Annotated in this window: 19 protein-coding genes; 17 read left to right on the forward strand and 2 right to left on the reverse strand. The window is 53.3% G+C overall.

The window, feature by feature from the left end:
- Nucleotide 1: 1 nt before the first annotated feature.
- The 3 genes from KNP71_RS00095 to mnhG are packed head-to-tail and all read left to right on the forward strand — an operon-like array spanning nt 2 to nt 1,120.
- A complete protein-coding gene (locus KNP71_RS00095; protein WP_131471064.1) occupies nt 2-487 on the forward strand; it encodes a Na+/H+ antiporter subunit E in 486 nt (161 codons plus the stop codon).
- Entirely contained in the window at nt 484-783 is a 300-nt protein-coding gene (locus tag KNP71_RS00100; protein ID WP_131471065.1) for a Na(+)/H(+) antiporter subunit F1, read from the forward strand. The genes KNP71_RS00095 and KNP71_RS00100 overlap by 4 nt, the downstream gene beginning before the upstream one ends.
- Entirely contained in the window at nt 761-1,120 is a 360-nt protein-coding gene (gene mnhG, locus KNP71_RS00105) for a monovalent cation/H(+) antiporter subunit G (protein ID WP_131471066.1), read from the forward strand. Before KNP71_RS00100 ends, mnhG begins: the two co-directional genes overlap by 23 nt.
- 108 nt (nt 1,121-1,228) lie before the next feature.
- Here mnhG and KNP71_RS00110 read toward each other — a convergent pair whose 3' ends face one another.
- A complete protein-coding gene (locus KNP71_RS00110) occupies nt 1,229-2,542 on the reverse strand; it encodes a dihydrolipoyl dehydrogenase family protein (RefSeq protein ID WP_131471067.1) in 1,314 nt (437 codons plus the stop codon).
- Nucleotides 2,543-2,614: 72 nt separating this feature from the next.
- Here KNP71_RS00110 and uvrC point away from each other — a divergent pair, with 72 nt between their 5' ends.
- On the forward strand, nt 2,615-4,399 hold the full coding sequence (uvrC, locus tag KNP71_RS00115; RefSeq protein WP_029595863.1) for an excinuclease ABC subunit UvrC: 1,785 nt from the start codon (nt 2,615-2,617) through the stop codon (nt 4,397-4,399).
- Nucleotides 4,396-5,202: an aminoglycoside adenylyltransferase domain-containing protein gene (locus KNP71_RS00120; protein WP_214755727.1), complete on the forward strand. Its 807-nt coding sequence runs from the start codon at nt 4,396-4,398 to the stop codon at nt 5,200-5,202. The genes uvrC and KNP71_RS00120 overlap by 4 nt, the downstream gene beginning before the upstream one ends.
- A gap of 48 nt (nt 5,203-5,250) precedes the next feature.
- Here the strand turns inward: KNP71_RS00120 and KNP71_RS00125 are convergent, their stop codons facing one another.
- A complete protein-coding gene (locus tag KNP71_RS00125) occupies nt 5,251-5,643 on the reverse strand; it encodes a YslB family protein (protein WP_235045180.1) in 393 nt (130 codons plus the stop codon).
- Between the two features lie 223 nt (nt 5,644-5,866).
- Here KNP71_RS00125 and KNP71_RS00130 point away from each other — a divergent pair, with 223 nt between their 5' ends.
- From KNP71_RS00130 to clpX, 12 genes are all read left to right on the forward strand, one after another.
- A complete protein-coding gene (locus tag KNP71_RS00130; RefSeq protein ID WP_021066834.1) occupies nt 5,867-6,484 on the forward strand; it encodes a succinate dehydrogenase cytochrome b558 subunit in 618 nt (205 codons plus the stop codon).
- Between the two features lie 15 nt (nt 6,485-6,499).
- A complete protein-coding gene (gene sdhA, locus KNP71_RS00135) occupies nt 6,500-8,257 on the forward strand; it encodes a succinate dehydrogenase flavoprotein subunit (protein ID WP_131471070.1) in 1,758 nt (585 codons plus the stop codon).
- Nucleotides 8,258-8,265: 8 nt separating this feature from the next.
- Nucleotides 8,266-9,054: a succinate dehydrogenase iron-sulfur subunit gene (gene sdhB, locus KNP71_RS00140; protein WP_207391685.1), complete on the forward strand. Its 789-nt coding sequence runs from the start codon at nt 8,266-8,268 to the stop codon at nt 9,052-9,054.
- A gap of 9 nt (nt 9,055-9,063) precedes the next feature.
- A complete protein-coding gene (locus KNP71_RS00145) occupies nt 9,064-9,504 on the forward strand; it encodes an acyl-CoA thioesterase (protein WP_131471072.1) in 441 nt (146 codons plus the stop codon).
- Nucleotides 9,505-9,575: 71 nt separating this feature from the next.
- Nucleotides 9,576-9,839, forward strand: a complete 264-nt coding sequence (locus tag KNP71_RS00150; RefSeq protein WP_021066838.1) for a phosphocarrier protein HPr — start codon at nt 9,576-9,578, stop codon at nt 9,837-9,839.
- A gap of 116 nt (nt 9,840-9,955) precedes the next feature.
- A complete protein-coding gene (racE, locus tag KNP71_RS00155) occupies nt 9,956-10,762 on the forward strand; it encodes a glutamate racemase (RefSeq protein ID WP_031200117.1) in 807 nt (268 codons plus the stop codon).
- A complete protein-coding gene (rph, locus tag KNP71_RS00160) occupies nt 10,755-11,504 on the forward strand; it encodes a ribonuclease PH (protein WP_131471073.1) in 750 nt (249 codons plus the stop codon). Before racE ends, rph begins: the two co-directional genes overlap by 8 nt.
- Entirely contained in the window at nt 11,501-12,091 is a 591-nt protein-coding gene (locus tag KNP71_RS00165) for an XTP/dITP diphosphatase (RefSeq protein ID WP_131471074.1), read from the forward strand. Before rph ends, KNP71_RS00165 begins: the two co-directional genes overlap by 4 nt.
- Nucleotides 12,092-12,096: 5 nt before the next feature.
- A complete protein-coding gene (locus KNP71_RS00170; protein WP_131471075.1) occupies nt 12,097-12,609 on the forward strand; it encodes a metallophosphoesterase family protein in 513 nt (170 codons plus the stop codon).
- A gap of 541 nt (nt 12,610-13,150) precedes the next feature.
- Complete coding sequence (locus tag KNP71_RS00175) at nt 13,151-14,056, forward strand: hypothetical protein (protein WP_131471076.1); 906 nt, start codon at nt 13,151-13,153, stop codon at nt 14,054-14,056.
- 88 nt (nt 14,057-14,144) lie between these two features.
- Nucleotides 14,145-15,437 carry a trigger factor gene (gene tig, locus KNP71_RS00180; protein WP_021066844.1) on the forward strand — a complete coding sequence of 431 codons (1,293 nt, stop codon included), beginning with the start codon at nt 14,145-14,147 and terminating at the stop codon, nt 15,435-15,437.
- Nucleotides 15,438-15,647: 210 nt separating this feature from the next.
- Nucleotides 15,648-16,916 (forward strand): ATP-dependent protease ATP-binding subunit ClpX, encoded by a 1,269-nt coding sequence (gene clpX, locus KNP71_RS00185; RefSeq protein ID WP_021066845.1) that lies wholly within the window; start codon nt 15,648-15,650, stop codon nt 16,914-16,916.

Consider the following 16,916-nt stretch of genomic DNA (forward strand, 5'->3'; position numbering starts at 1 on the left):
GATGGCCTATCAAATCTTAATCAACTTTTTCTTGGCGTTCATCTGGATGTTCCTCACGGGATCGTTCACGACGTACGGTTTTCTCATCGGGTATTTGCTCGGTTTGCTCGTCATCTTCATGATGCGCCGCTTTTTCCGGGAGTCCGGTACCAATTTTTATTTTACACGCGTCATCAAGCTCGTGAAGTTGTTGCTCATTTTCTCGCGCGAGCTCGTCATGGCGAACTTTGAGGTGTTGCGCCTCGTCTTGAGTCCGAAACTTGAAATTCAGCCTGGTATTTTCCGATACGAGACGTCGCTCAAGTCGGGCTGGAAAATCAGCCTCTTGTCGATGCTCATCTCGTTGACACCAGGGACACTCGTCGTCCAAGTATCGCAAGACAATAAGATCCTCTATATCCATGCTCTTCATATGCCGGATAAAGAGGCGCTCAAGCAGGACATATATGATAACTTCGAATCAAGCATTAAGGAGGCGACGGAATGATGCATTGGTTAGACGTTTTGATTTATATCTCACTTGCCATCCTTCTCATCGCGATGCTGTTCATGTTGTATCGGGTTGTGAAAGGGCCGACGACACCAGACCGCGTCATCGCCCTCGACTCGATCGGGATTGCCCTCATCTCCGTCGTTGCGCTCTTGTCGATTTTACTGGACACGACGATGTTCTTTGAGGTCATCCTCTTGCTCAGTATTCTTGCCTTCATCGGGACAGTGGCGTTCTCGAAATATCTAGAGAGAGGAGCGATTATCCATCATGACCGCGACAATGATCTTTGATATATTGACCGGTGTATTTACAATCATCGGGGTGTTCTTCACTGTCGTGGCGGCAATCGGCCTCCTCCGGTTGCCTGACATCTACTCGCGAACTCACGCGGCGTCGAAGTCGGCAACACTCGGTGTCATGTTCGTCCTGTTCGCGGCGGTGCTCCATGTCTGGGTCGACCAGCGTGTCTTCGATGCCCGTCTCTTACTTGGATTGTTTTTCGTCTTGTTGACGGCACCCGTCGGTGGTCATTTGATTGCACGGGCGGCACATGCGAAAGGCTTACCGCTCTGGAAAGACTCGCTTCAGGACGCGTTGAAAGAAGATAAGGATAAAGGATTGGAATGATAAAAAAGACTCGCTGCGGCGAGTCTTTTTTATGTGTGACAATCGGCTGTGCAGAACCGTTCATATTGTGAGCTCCTCTAAGTTGATTGTCGTATGTTGGAGAAAACGTTAAATTAAATAGCTCAAGTCGGACGCGGACGTCGGATAGGCGAACTCCAAGTGTTTGACGTGTTGATGGGTGATATTGTTTTGTATAATGAACGAGAACAAGTTGATCAGTTCCGGCGCGTGTTGCCCGATCAAGTGGGCCCCGAGCACGTGTCCGTCCTTGCTGAGCAAGATGCGGGAGAACGCCGTCGTGTCGTTGATGCGCTCATACGTGAGGAAATGGGACAAGTCGTTGTCTTTACACTCGTAGTCGATGCCTTGCGCCTTGGCCTCGTCGACCGTCAGCCCGACCTTGGCAATCGGTGGTGTCGTGAAGACGACCGTCGGGGCGGGGCGCTCGGGGAGCGGACGCGTGTTGTTGCGGAGCAGGTTGAGCGCGGCGATGCGACCTTCCTGTCCGGCGAACGGGGTGAGGGCCGGGTTACGGCTCTTGGCGACGTCTCCGGCCGCATAGACGTTCGGATTCGTCGTCTGGAGAAACTCGTTGACCAAGACGCCGCCGTGGTCGGACTCGATGCCGGCCGCATCCAAGCGAAGTCGCTCGATGCTCGGAATCCGCCCGGTGGCGTTAAGTACGAGCCCTTCAAGGGTAGAGTCATCTGATAGTGTCACGACGTCGCCATTGATGTCGACCGGTTCGATTCCATAGCGGACATCGATCCCGATTTGAATCGTCTCATCGACAAGCCGTTTGACGACTTTACGGTCGAATGGCTTCAGCGCCCGCGACCGGACGAGGAGCGTCACGTCACATCCGAACCGGCGCAGAATATGGGCGAACTCGAAGGCGATATAACCGGCTCCGACGATGATGACGTGTTGCGGTAACACCTCAAGGTCGAAGACGTCGTTGCTCGTGATGGCAGCGTCTCCGCCGGGAATGTCGAGTGGACGCGGAATTTGCCCCGATGCGATCAAGAATTGATGCGCCGAAATTTCATGTCCTCCGATGACAATCGAGTCTTCATCGATGAAATGTGGTTCGCCTTCGAACAAATCGATGCCGTGTTCTTGCCAATGATGCATCTTCGTCGTCGGGACGGCAAAACGGTATTCGTCGACACGATGTTTGAAGGCGTGCCAGTCGAGCTTGAGTTCGCCGGTCACACCGAGCGGTTTCATCCGTTCGGCCCGGGCAATCAGGTTGGCTCCTTCCGCGAGCATTTTTTTCGGGTCACACCCGCGCTGCGGACATGTCCCGCCGAACGTCCAATTCTCGACAATCGCAATTTGTTTACCGGCGTCACGTAACACGCTGGCGGCCTGGCTCGCTGCCGAGCCGCTGCCGATGATGATGACATCGTACCGTTTCATTCAAAAACCCTCCCTCTGAGACTTCATCAATTTTTTCCCGTCTGGAAGGAACCTAAACTGAGGTGATCGAATTTGAGTCATTCTGACCACATTAAACATAAATTGGCGCTCCTCCCGGATGAGCCCGGCTGTTACTTGCATAAGAACGAGTACGGCGAAATCATTTACGTCGGGAAAGCGAAAAATCTGAAAAACCGGGTCCGGTCGTATTTCACCGGGGCGCACGACATCAAGACGATGCGGCTCGTGGCCGAGATTCGCGATTTCGAATATATCGTCACGGCGAGCGAACTCGAGGCACTCCTGCTCGAGATGACGCTCATCAAAAAGCACGACCCGAAATATAACATCCGCTTGAAGGACGACAAGTCGTACCCGTATATCAAAATCACGAACGAGCCGTATCCGCGACTACTCACGACGCGGAAGCTGAAACGGGACGGCGGCTTCTATTTCGGTCCGTATCCGAACGCCTACGCCGCCAACGAGACGAAGCGGTTGCTCGACAAGCTGTATCCGCTCCGGAAATGCCAACCGATGCCGCGCAAGCTCTGTCTGTATTACCACATCGGCCAGTGCCTCGGACCGTGTGAGCTTGCCATCGACACGGACGAGCAAAAAGAGATCGTCCAAGAGATTCGACGCTTCTTGAACGGGGAGACGAGCGAGACGCTCGCCAAACTTCAAGTCGACATGGGACAGGCTGCCGAAGACATGCAGTTCGAACGCGCCGCCGAGCTCCGTGACCAAATCCGGGCCGTCGAATCGATTATGAACAAACAGAACATGATTACGGCCGACCCAACAGCACGCGACGTCTTTGGCTACACACTCGACCGCGGCTGGATGTGCGTCCAAGTGTTCTATATGCGGGGCGGCAAGATGATCGAGCGCGACGTATCCCTGTTCCCACTTCATGGGGAACCGTCCGAGGAGCTCGAGAGTTTTATCGTCCAGTTCTACGAGCAGAACGTCTTGCCGAAGGAAGTGCTCGTCCCTGAGATCGTCCGCATCGATCTGTTGAACGAGGCGATCGGCACGAAAGTGATGCAGCCGAAACGAGGGGCGAAGCGACAGTTGCTCGACTTGGCGACGAAAAATGCAGGCATCGCCTTGAACGAAAAGTTCGAGTTACTCGCCCGCGACGAAGAGCGGACGCTCCTCGCCATGCGTGAGCTCGGTGAGGCGATCGGTATCCCAAACTTGTCGCGCGTCGACATCATCGACAACGCCAACATCCAAGGGGCGGACGCCGTCTCGGCGCTCGTCGTCTTCGAGGATGGCAAGCCGCTCAAGAAGGAATACCGGAAATACAAGATTCGTACCGTCCAAGGACCGGACGACTATGAGACGATGCGAGAGGTCGTGCGCCGTCGGTTCCGCCGTCTGTTGACGGAAGAGAAACGTCTGCCGGACCTGTTATTGATTGACGGGGGAATCGGGCAATTGAACGCCGCCCTCGATGTGCTGCAAAACGAGTTCGGGCTCGACTTGCCCGTCGGCTCGTTGAAGAAAGATGACCGTCACCGGACGAGCCAGCTCTTGTTTGGGGAAGGCGGCGGGGTCGTCGAATTGAATTCACGCTCGAGCGCGTTCTATTTGCTGCAACGTATGCAAGACGAGGTCCACCGCTTCGCCATCACGTTCCACCGCAGCCTGCGGACGAAGAAGATGACGAAGTCGGTGCTCGACGATATCCCGGGCGTCGGACCGAAGCGGCGTCAGCAGTTGATTCGTCATTTCGGGTCGATGAAGCAGATCCGTCTCGCCTCGCTCGAACAGTTGAAAGAAGCGGGTCTGCCGGAGAAGTTGGCCGAGACCGTAATCCAATACGTCCATGAGGAGACCGATGAATGAACCGAGACGCATTAGCCGATTTTCCAGACGAGACATCCCCTTTTATCGAACAGTTTATTCGTGGACTTAGTGACGTGACGGACGCGATTCGACATGCATACGTGCACGGGTCTTTGACGATGGGAGGCTTTCATCCGCGACAGAGCGACGTCGATTTACTGTTCGTGAGCGACCAAGACCTGTCGGACGAGGAACGGCTCGGTTTGATGCGACTGTGCCTGGAGACTTCGACGCAGCCTTATCCGCTCGAGCTGACCGTGCTGACGGAACGAGCGTTACAAGAATGGGTCCATCCGAGTCCGTTCGAGTTTCATTATAGTGAGCAATGGCGCATGCGGTTAGAAGAAATGTCAATCGATGAACTGCTCCATGAGCAACGCGGAATGACGGATCCGGATTTGGCCGCCCATCTTAAAGTCATTATGGAGCGGGGCCGTGTCTTGTTCGGGGCTCCGCTGCATGAGTTGTTGCTCGGGTTTGAGGATGGACATTACCGAGAAGCAATCAAGGGCGACGCGTTGGATTGCTTCAGCTCGCTCGAGAATCATCCCGTGTATAGCGTACTGAATCTCGTGCGGGTGATGGCCTATGAGATAGATGGACGTGTGCTCGCCAAACGAGAAGTGCTCGATTGGGCAAAGCGACAACCGATTCCGCCCGATCTCCTGCATGTCATTCAAAAAGCGGTAGCGGCGTATGCGGGCGAAGACATGACGTTCTCAAGGTCGGAGCTCATCGAGTTTCATTTCTTCGCCCATGAGCGCCTCTTCCCGCATGAAGAGATGGATGAGTTAGAGGATTAACTCAAAAAGAAAGAGCCGATGCGGTGTAAAAATCGCATCGGCTCTTCGTCATTCATACGTATCTTTTCGGTCTAGTTGGACGGTGATGTGGACGGCCTTGCGCGTCACGTCGGCATATCCTTCGGCGACGCATTGGAAACGACCCGCAATCTGTTCGGCTAAGAAGCCAGCCTCGAGCTGGAAGTAGCCCGTCGCCTTCTCTTGGGTTGCGGGTGGGGGCGTGAGCTCGAACAAGAATTTATTTCCTTTTTCTTTCAACAGCGTCAAATCTCCCCAGCCGGCCTCACTAAAGAAGGCGCTCAGTTCCTCATTGGGCATGACCGGGAACTTGCGTGCGACCCGTTTACCCGACCAATAGATGACTTGGGCGTAATCGTCCCCAAGCAAATCCGTCAACACATAATCGCGCAACAGTTCGATCGCGAAAGTGGGTTGGCTCATCGTTTCCATCTTCTTCCATCACTCCAATCTCTCTATACCATTATAACGACGAATCGGCTTTTGGTCACCGGGTATTTTGCAAAAGAATGTGTCACAAATCGGTCAGGTTGTCTTGTCATACAAAATTCACAAGAGTAGAATAGGAGACAGAAAGCTATATTTACATTTGAAAACGCTTTTATTTACAAAACGAGCCAAGGGCTCGTACAAAGGGGGAACTAGAATGGCTTCGCAGCGTGACTATTTCAGTCGTAAAGTCCATTCGCTACTTGGGGTCATCCCAATCGGCCTGTTTTTGATCGTCCACTTGTCGGTCAACTACTATATCGTCGATGGGGTGGAGTCGTTTAACAAGGCAGCAAAATTCATGGAGAGCTTACCGTACTTGTACTTCCTTGAAGTCACCATCATCGCTTTGCCGATGATTTTCCACGGCGTGTATGGCGTGTATTATGCGTTTCTCGGTTCGATTAACACGAATCGTTACTCATACGCGCGTAACTGGATGTACATGCTCCAACGATTCACGGGCGTCTTCCTCGTCATCTTCATCGCATGGCACGTTTGGGAAACGCGCTTGGCGAAGTTGCGTGGCGTTGAAGTGAATGCGGAGATGATGCAAAACATCGTCGACAATCCGCTCATGCTTATCTTCTACATAGTCGGGATCCTCTCGGCTACGTTCCACTTCGCGAACGGTCTCTGGTCGTTTGCCATCACGTGGGGGATCACACAGTCGCCTCGTTCACAGCGCTTCATGAGCTACGTCTCAGGCGCGGTCTTCTTGGCACTATCTTTTGTCGGCATCCGTTCAATCTTGACGTTCGCTGGCATCTTGTAATAGGGGGAAAAGTACATGGCAAATCAAAGTTTGATCGTCATCGGTGGCGGTCTAGCTGGACTCATGGCGACAATCAAGTCGGCTGAGATGGGTGTTCCGGTAAAACTATTCTCGCTTGTACCGGTCAAGCGTTCACATTCAGTTTGTGCACAAGGCGGCATCAACGGTGCCGTCAACACGAAAGGGGAAGGGGATTCTCCTTGGCAACACTTCGATGATACGGTCTATGGGGGCGACTTCCTCGCCAACCAACCGCCAGTCCAAAAGATGGCGGAAGCGGCACCGAAAATCATCCACATGTTCGACCGGATGGGCGTCATGTTCAACCGGACGCCGGAAGGTCTTCTCGACTTCCGACGTTTCGGCGGCACGCTCCATCACCGCACGGCTTACGCCGGTGCGACGACAGGGCAACAGCTTCTTTACGCACTAGACGAGCAGGTCCGTCGCTATGAGGCGCAAGGGCTCGTCGAGAAGTATGAAGGCTGGGAGTTCCTCCGGGCCATCATCGATGAATCAGGCGTATGCCGTGGTGCGGTCTGTCAGGATTTACGCTCGATGGAAATTAAAGCGTTCCCATCGGATGCGGTCATCCTTGCGACAGGTGGCCCAGGAGTCATCTTCGGTAAATCGACGAACTCGGTCATCAACACCGGCCAAGCGGCTGGAGCGGTTTACCGTCAAGGCGCGGTCTACGCGAACGGCGAGTTCATCCAAATCCACCCGACGGCGATCCCAGGGGACGACAAGCTTCGTCTCATGAGTGAGTCAGCACGTGGTGAAGGCGGACGTGTATGGACGTATAAAGACGGCAAACCATGGTACTTCCTTGAAGAGAAGTATCCGGCCTACGGAAACCTCGTGCCGCGTGATATCGCGACGCGTGAGATCTTCGACGTCTGCGTCAACCAGAAGCTCGGCGTCAACGGCGAGAACATGGTGTACCTCGACTTGTCGCATAAAGACTCGAAAGAGCTCGACATCAAACTCGGCGGTATCCTCGAGATTTACGAGAAGTTCGTCGGCGACGACCCGCGGAAAGTCCCGATGAAGATTTTCCCGGCCGTTCACTATTCGATGGGCGGACTCTGGGTCGATTACGACCAAATGACGAACATCCCAGGGCTATTCGCTGCCGGTGAGTGCGATTACTCGATGCACGGTGCCAACCGTCTCGGTGCCAACTCGCTCCTCTCGGCTGTATACGGCGGGATGGAAGCCGGTCCTGCGGCCGTTCATTACATGCGCGGTCTCGACCAAGCGACAGAGAGCGTGCCAGAAGCACTCTTCAACTTCAACGAACGTGAAGAAATCGAGCGGTTCAACGACATCCTCGCGATGGAAGGTACGGAAAACGCGTATCAAATCCACCGTGAGCTCGGCGAACTCATGACCGACAACGTCACGGTCGTTCGTTACAACGATAAGCTCGAAGCGACGGATCTCAAACTCCGTGAACTTCGTGAACGCTATAACAACATCTCCGCGACCGATACGGCCCGCTGGAGCAACCAAGGGGCATCGTTCATCCGACAGCTCGACCACATGCTCGACCTCGCACGCGTCATCACACTCGGCGCCTTGAAACGCGATGAGAGCCGTGGGGCTCATTACAAACCGGACTTCCCGGAACGTGATGACGAGCGCTTCATGAAGACGACGATGGCACGTTATAACAATGGGGAAGTCGATATCTCGTATGAAGAGATCGACGTTTCGTTAATCCCGCCACGTAAACGGGATTACTCGAAGAAAGGGGCGAAGACGAAATGACGACGCCGATGCAAGCAGATCAAAAAGACATTCGTTTTATCATTGAACGCCAGGACGGGCCGGATCAACCGACCTATACGGAAGAGTTTACCGTCCCGTACCGTCCGAATATGAACGTCATCTCGGCACTGATGGAAATCCGCCGGAACCCGGTCAACGCGAACGGGGACAAGACGACACCAATCAACTGGGACATGAACTGTCTCGAGGAAGTGTGTGGCGCTTGTTCGATGATCATCAACGGCAAGCCGCGCCAATCGTGTACGGCACTCGTCGATAAACTCGAGCAGCCGATCCGTCTTGCTCCGATGAAGACGTTCCCGGTCGTCCGTGACCTTCAAGTCGACCGTCAGCGCATGTTCGACGCGTTGAAAAAAGTGAAGGCTTGGGTTCCGATTGACGGGACGTACGATCTCGGACCAGGACCACGGATGCCAGAGAACAAGCGTCAATGGGCGTATGAACTATCGAAATGTATGACGTGCGGTGTCTGCCTCGAGGCATGCCCGAACGTCAACGACAAATCGAGCTTCATCGGACCGGCCGCCATCTCGCAAGTCCGTCTCTTCAACTCGCATCCGACCGGCGCCTTCCATGCGGAAGAACGTTTGGAAGCGCTCATGGAAGACGGTGGCCTCGCACAGTGCGGAAACGCACAAAACTGTGTCGAAGTTTGTCCGAAAGGCATTCCGCTCACGACGTCTATCGCTGCGATGAACCGTCAGACGACGCTTCACTCGTTCAAATCGTTCTTCGGTAGCGATAAAGGCCGCACCGGTTCTGCGGTTGAGGCGTAAGGGATCCGGATGACGAAGTACTTCCGGGAAGCCGATTGGGAAACACGTGTCAGAGCAGGGGTCGCGCTAGATGTCAAAGTCCGATTTTCGGAGTGCGACCCGTACGGCCATATGAATAACACGATTCCGTTCATCTATTTTGAGGATGCGCGCATCGAGTTGCTTGAAGCGACTGGGTTCTCGTTGAAAGATGGGTTCGTCGTCGTGGCGGACGCTCAGTGTGACTATGTCCGCCAGGTGATGCCGCGCCAACCGATCAAGGTGTATGCCAATGTCTTGACGGTCGGAAACACTTCATGTGATATTCATTACGGGGCATATGATGGAGAACAGCTCATGTTCGCGGGGCGCACGAGCCTCGTGCACTTGTCGAAATCCGGTCGTCCGACCGAATGGACTCCAGAATATAAAAATCGCTTGCAGAATTTTTGCGAATCCGCTATCATTTGATAATGAGTTCACAAACAATTATTTTGCAGGTCCGCCTGTAGAATTGAAATTTGAAGGGAGACTATCACGTCATGGAAAAAACGTTCACAGTCGTTGCAGATTCAGGAATTCACGCTCGTCCAGCTACACAGTTGGTTAACACAGCTTCTAAGTTCCAATCAGATATCAACCTTGAGTACAACGGTAAGACAGTAAACCTCAAGTCAATCATGGGTGTTCTTTCACTCGGAATCGCTAAAGATTCTACAATCAAAATCACTGCAGCTGGTGACGATGCAGAAGAAGCGGTTAACACGCTTTCTGACATGCTCACAAGCGAAGGTCTTGCTCAGTAATTGAGCGACGGACGAGGCGGCCAATCGGCTACCTCGTCTTTTTTGTTTGTCACGAGACCGTTTCTTTTTCAGAATCGGCTTTTTTGGTAAGATAGATGGGAATGGAAGTGATGATCATGAAACGAGCGATTGGAGTACTCGATTCAGGAGTTGGCGGCTTGACGGTGGTCAAAGAACTGATGCGCCAACTACCGAAAGAAGAAATTATCTATATCGGCGACACGGAACGGTGCCCGTATGGCCCGCGCCCGCACGATGAGATTGAAGCCTATACGTGGGAACTGATTGAGTTCCTGTTAAGCAAGAACGTGAAGATGATCGTCATCGCCTGCAACACGGCGACAGCAGTCGTCTTGAAAGAGGCGCGCAAACGCCTCAACATCCCGGTCATCGGTGTCATCGACCCGGGAGCCCGCGCGGCCGTCAAAGGGACGCGCAATAAACATATCGGCGTCATCGGTACGAAGATGACGATCGAGAGCAACTCGTACGAGACGGCGCTCCGGCACGTGGCCGGCGAGATTGATGTGTACTCGCTCGCCTGTCCGCCGTTCGTCCCGCTCGTCGAAGCCGGCGAACTCGACGGGGAACGCGTCCGCGCAATCGTTGCCGAGACGATTCGGCCGCTCCAATCTTCCGAGATGGATACGCTCATCCTCGGGTGCACGCACTATCCGTTGCTCGCGCCGGTCATTCAAGACGTCGTCGGACCGGACGTCCACTTGATTTCGTCCGGTGACGAGACGGCGCTCGAAGTGGCGGCCATCCTGGACTTCAAAGAGCTCGAGAACGACCTCGACACGGTCCCGGCGCACCAGTTTTATGCGACGGGGGACGTCGTCATCTTTGACCGGCTCGCGACAGAGTGGCTCGGTCAGCCCGTGAGAGCGGAGAAAGTAGAGGTGTCCGGTGTCGATGCGTAACGAACGAAAACAGGACGAGCTCCGGCCCGTCGAAATCGTTCCTCATGTGAACAAGCATGCGGAAGGATCGGTCCTCATCTCGATTGGGGACACGAAAGTCATCTGTACGGCGACGGTCGAAGAACGCGTCCCGAACTTTTTGCGCGGCAAGAAGCAAGGCTGGATTAACGCCGAGTACGCCATGCTTCCACGCGCGACCGGCAACCGTACGGTACGTGAGTCGGTTCGCGGGAAACAGTCGGGCCGGACTATGGAGATTCAGCGTCTCATTTCCCGGTCGCTCCGCTCGGTCGTCGATTTGGAACGGCTCGGCGAACGGACGATTTGGATTGACTGTGACGTCATCCAAGCGGACGGGGGCACGCGCACGGCCTCGATCACCGGCGGTTTCTGCGCCCTCGTCCTCGCGGTCGATGCGCTCATCCGTCAAGGCAAGCTTGACGACACGCCGATTAAAGAAGGCGTCGCGGCCATCTCGGTCGGACGGACCGACGAATTGCTCCTTGACTTGAACTACGAAGAAGACGCCGCGGCTGAGGTCGACATGAACGTCGTCATGACGGCGAGCGGACGTTTCGTCGAAGTGCAGGGCACGGGGGAAGAGGCGACGTTCACGTTGCTCGAGATGAACGAGATGCTCCAGATGGCCCAGAGCGGGATCGAGACGCTGTTCAAGGCGGCTGAAGACGCGCTCGGTGCCTCATGGTGGTATGTCGGGGAACAATTGGAGGAGACAACATGAAGTTGATTATTGCGACACATAACGCAGGAAAAGTGAAAGAGTTGGAGGCGATGTTGACGCCGCTCGGCTTCGAGGTCGAGTCATTGCTCGACTATCCGGACGCGCCGGAGACGGACGAGACGGGCACGACGTTCGAAGCGAACGCCGAACTGAAAGCGAAGGAAGCGGCCCGTTACTTCGGCCATGCCGTCCTCGCTGACGACTCGGGGCTTGAAGTCGACGCGCTCGACGGGGCACCGGGTGTCCATTCGGCCCGCTTCGCCGGACCTGAAAAATCGGACGCGGCGAACAACGCCCTCTTGCTCGAGAAGTTGAACGGGGCGACCGACCGGACGGCACGCTTTATCTGTGCCCTCTGTCTGGCCAAACCATCAGGGGAGACGTTGACGGTACGCGGTACGATTGAAGGGACGATCGGCTACGCGCCGCACGGGGAGAACGGCTTCGGTTACGACCCGCTCTTCATCGTCCCGTCGCTCCATAAGACGGCAGCAGAACTTGAACGCGACGAAAAGGCGGCGGTCAGTCACCGCGGTCAAGCACTACGAAAGTTAGAGGCAGAAATCATTCCGTTCATGAAAGGGTGACCCGTATGCGTTTTCTCGTAGTCAGTGACAGTCACGGATTGACAGAAGAACTATCGATCATCTTTAATCGGCACGAACAAGAAATTGACGACGCGTATCATTGTGGCGACTCGCAACTCGCGCTCGTCGACGAGCACCTACTCCCGTATCACACGGTGCGCGGCAATTGCGACTTCGGTGGCGACTTGCCGCTCGAGCGAATCGAGGAGACGGCTGAAGGCACGATTCTTATCGTCCACGGCCATCACCACGACGTGAAGTACGACTTGAACCGGTTGCGTTATCGGGCCGAAGAGGTCGGGGCGAACGTCGTGTTGTTCGGCCATTCGCACGTCGCCGGAGCGTTGATTGAGGACGGGGTGCTCTATGTGAACCCGGGCTCGATTCGGATGCCGCGCGGACGGAGTGACAAGACGTATGTACTGATGGATCTCGAGAACGGGCAGGCCAACGTCCGCTTTTATCGGTCTGAGGACGGTTCAGTCGTCGAGGATCTCGATGTGAGCGGAAAGCTGTGACGGAATGAAAAGAAGGAATTGACAGCAAACCATTTTTCTATTATAGTTTTCTTGTCAATGTCCCAATAGCTCAGCTGGATAGAGCAACGCCCTTCAAGACAAATAGGAGCCTTTATAGGGAAACAGAAACCTATGGAGTGGACGACACTATATCGGTGAAGCCTTAACAGATCATGCTGATGGTAATACCGAGGAAACTTATTTCCTTTCGGGGACAAGATGGTTCGAAGGACTAAAGGTCATCCTTTAGAGGTAGAGCCATTGAAGGAGCACCTTGCTCGTGAGGTTCCGTAGAGACTACACGTGTCGCACCTGAAATGGTGAAGATATAGTCCAGACTACAAACAACACACGTTGGTGGCGAAAGCCATGGTGGTAAGCTAAGGCGTCGGTCGGGGGTTCGAATCCCTCTTGGGACACTTCCATTTAAAATAGAGATAGCCTCCACGGAGGTTGTCTCTTTTTTCGTTTTTCGGGGTATTGATTGACAACGAATCGATTCCTAACGGAAGATGGAGATGAATGGAAAGGGTGTGGAGAGATGGCAAAAGAGAAAGCGTACCCGTTTCCTGGGAACTGGTCGCGGCTTCAGAAGATGATTCAAGAGGCGGACACGGCCGGAGAACGGCAACGGGTCGAACCGATTCTGTGGGATTGGTATGAGGCAGTGCCCGGTGATCCCTTTGTTTTCATGGAACTATTCCAATGTCTGATGGAACGTCCGGAAGAACCGGAGACGCTTGAGAAACTCGAAGAACTCGTCACGACTCAGATGACGGTCGCAGAAGAACCTGCAGCCGGCGGGCTTCAAATCGCCCAGTATTACATCATGCGTGACCAACCGTTCGAGGCGGCCCATTGGATCAATCTCTATCTCGAATGGCAAGAGAAGACCGATCACGTCAACACACAAGCACATCAAGTACTGCAAGTGTTGAAGTTGACCGAGTTCCCGGCCGCGATTGCCAAAGTGAAGCGAATCCTTCATCGAGGCGGAATCGGCGAACAGATCGAGACGCTTGAACACGTCCATTTCAATATCGACGATGTCCTCGACAACGTCTTGAAAGAGCTCCTCGTCGCGGAACGTCCAAAGTTGATGAAGTTGATCGTGCTCCAAAAAGCGTTCGACGAGTTGTCGGTCATCGAATGGACCGATCTCGGGACACGGCACCGATTGACGCAAGACGAGGCGACCGTGCATACGCAAGCGTGGGAAGCGATGACCAATCAATTGCAGCGGGTCGTGTACGGTGACGAGATTGCGACACAACTGCTTATGAATTACATGTACACGCACTACCCGTTCACACCACGAGAAGCGTCTGACGTGGAGGTGGCGCTCGGACAGGCGAAAACGGCCATCTTGCAACACGAAGAAACTGACGGCCTAGCAGCGGAAATCCTCGAGGCGGACATGCGTTTCACCGAGGCGTTTCTAGACTAAATCCTTGTGTGCAGTCGCCGGATTTATGTTATAATACGGATTGTTGTACATTCTTGTACGTATAAACGAATTGTTGGAGGGACTTAGCATGACAGCAAAATGGGAAAAAACATCAGGTAGCCAAGGCGTACTCACGTACGAAGCACCTGCAGAAGCTTTTGATAAAGCAGTCGACGCCGCATTCAAAGATGTCGTCAAAACTTTGAACGTGCCTGGCTTCCGTAAAGGGAAATTGCCACGCCCAATGTTCAACAAAATGTACGGAGAAGAAGCACTCTATCAAGATGCGCTCGATATCCTCTACCGTGACACAGTTCAAGGTGCGGTCGAAGAAGCTGGTTTCGAACCAATCGCTCTCGAAAACATCGATGTAGACGGCACGCTCGAAAAAGGCAAACCTGTAACGTTCAAAGTAACGTTCGTCGTTGAGCCAGAAGCTGAGCTTGGCGAATACAAAGGTCTCGAGTACGAAGCTGTTGAAACAACAGTCACTGACGAAGAAGTTGCAGCTGAACTTGACGCGCTTCAACAGCAAGGCGCAGAGCTTGCTGTCAAAGAAGGCGCAATCGAAAACGGCGATACAGCTGTCTTTGATTTCGCAGGTTTCGCTGACGGAGAGCAATTCGAAGGCGGCACGGCTGAAAACTACACGCTCGAAATCGGTTCAGGCCAATTCATCCCTGGATTCGAAGAGCAAATGGTCGGCTTGACGGCTGGCGAAGAAAAAGACGTTGAAGTAACATTCCCTGAAGAGTACCACGCTGATAACTTGGCGGGTAAACCAGCGACATTCAAAGTCAAACTTCACGAAGTCAAAGCGAAGCAAGTTCCTGAGCTCGACGACGAGTTCGCAAAAGACATCGACGAGTCAGTTTCATCACTCGACGAGTTGAAAGCGAAAATCCGTGAGCGTTTAGAAACTGCGAAGAAACAAGAAGCGGAAGGCACAATGCGCGACCAACTCGTCGAGCAAGCAACAGCTAACGCAACAATCGACGTACCTGCAGTACTCGTTGACCAAGAAGTAGATCGCATGGTTCAAGAGTTCGGCACACGTGTTTCTTCACAAGGAATCGACCTCGACATGTACTTCCAGCTTACTGGAACGACTGAAGAAGCGATGCGCGAAGAGATGAAAGAGCAAGCTGAAGAGCGCGTTAAAGCTCGTCTCGTCTTGAAAGCAATCGCTGAGAAAGAAGCGATCGAAGTGTCTGACGAAGATGCTGAGAAAGAACTCGAAGAAATGTCTAAACTTTACAACATCGCACCGGATCAACTCCGCACGATGCTCGCGCCACAAGGCGGAATCGAGACACTTAAAGGTGACCTCAAATTCCGTAAAGCGATCGACGTTCTCGTTGAAAACGGGAAAGCGAAGTAATCGGATGACAGAAGGACGGCTGCCTAGCAGTCGTCCTTTTTTTCGTCACGACACTTTGCATGTGTTTATCTTTGATGAAGTGATTTGTTCATGCTACAATTATTGCAACGCAGAGATGTAAATGTCTTTTCACGGTGCATGCGCACCTGGGAATACAAATAGGCGATTTATCGCACTTACATCCATTTTCATTTAGAAGGGGTGTACCGAATGTTCAAATTTAACGAGGAAAAGGGGCAACTCAAGTGCTCGTTTTGCGGAAAATCGCAAGAACAAGTCCGTAAATTAGTCGCCGGTCCTGGCGTATACATTTGTGACGAATGTATCGAACTTTGCAATGAAATCGTTGAGGAAGAGCTCGGTGTGGAGGAAGAAGTCGAATTTAAAGACATTCCAAAACCACAAGAGATTCGTAACATCCTAGACGATTATGTCATTGGTCAAGACCGCGCCAAACGTGCGCTTTCAGTAGCTGTCTATAACCACTATAAACGCATCAACGCCGGTGGCCGTTCTGATGATGTCGAACTTTCGAAGTCGAACATCGTCATGATCGGACCAACGGGTAGCGGTAAGACGCTTCTCGCTCAGACGATGGCTCGCGTCTTGAACGTCCCGTTCGCAATCGCGGACGCGACGAGCTTGACGGAAGCCGGTTACGTCGGGGAAGACGTCGAGAACATCTTGCTCAAGTTGATTCAATCGGCTGACTATGATGTCGAGAAGGCTGAAAAAGGGATTATCTACATCGATGAAATCGATAAGATTGCCCGTAAGTCGGAAAACCCATCGATCACGCGTGACGTATCGGGTGAAGGCGTTCAGCAGGCACTTCTTAAAATTTTGGAAGGTACGGTCGCAAGCGTGCCGCCGCAAGGTGGACGTAAGCATCCGCATCAAGAGTTCATCCAAATCGATACGACGAACATCTTGTTCATCGTCGGCGGCGCGTTCGCTGGCATCGAAGCGGTCGTCAAACGCCGCATCGGGAAGAAAGTCATCGGATTTGGGAACGACCAAGAAAACCGCGAGTTGACGCAAGAAGACTTGCTCGCCCGCGCGCTTCCGGAAGACCTTCAGAAATTTGGATTGATTCCTGAATTCATCGGTCGTTTACCGGTTATGGCGACGCTCACGACGCTTGACGAGGAAGCACTCGTCGAAATCTTGACGAAGCCGAAGAATGCTCTCGTTCGTCAGTACGAGAAAATGCTCGAACTCGACGATGTCGAACTTTCGTTCACAGACGAGGCGTTGGTTGAAATCGCCAAACTTGCGATTAAACGTAAGACAGGCGCACGCGGTCTCCGCTCGATTATCGAAGAAATGATGCTCGATGTGATGTTCACTGTCCCATCGCGCGACGATATCGAGAAAGTCATCATCACGGATGAAACGATTACGGGTCTTGCCGGTCCGAAATACGTTCTTCGCGATGGTACTGTCGAACAGACAGGCGACAATAAAGAGACAGCATAA

The sequence above is a fragment of the Exiguobacterium sp. s56 genome (assembly GCF_018618255.1).
GTDB lineage: Bacteria > Bacillota > Bacilli > Exiguobacteriales > Exiguobacteriaceae > Exiguobacterium > Exiguobacterium chiriqhucha.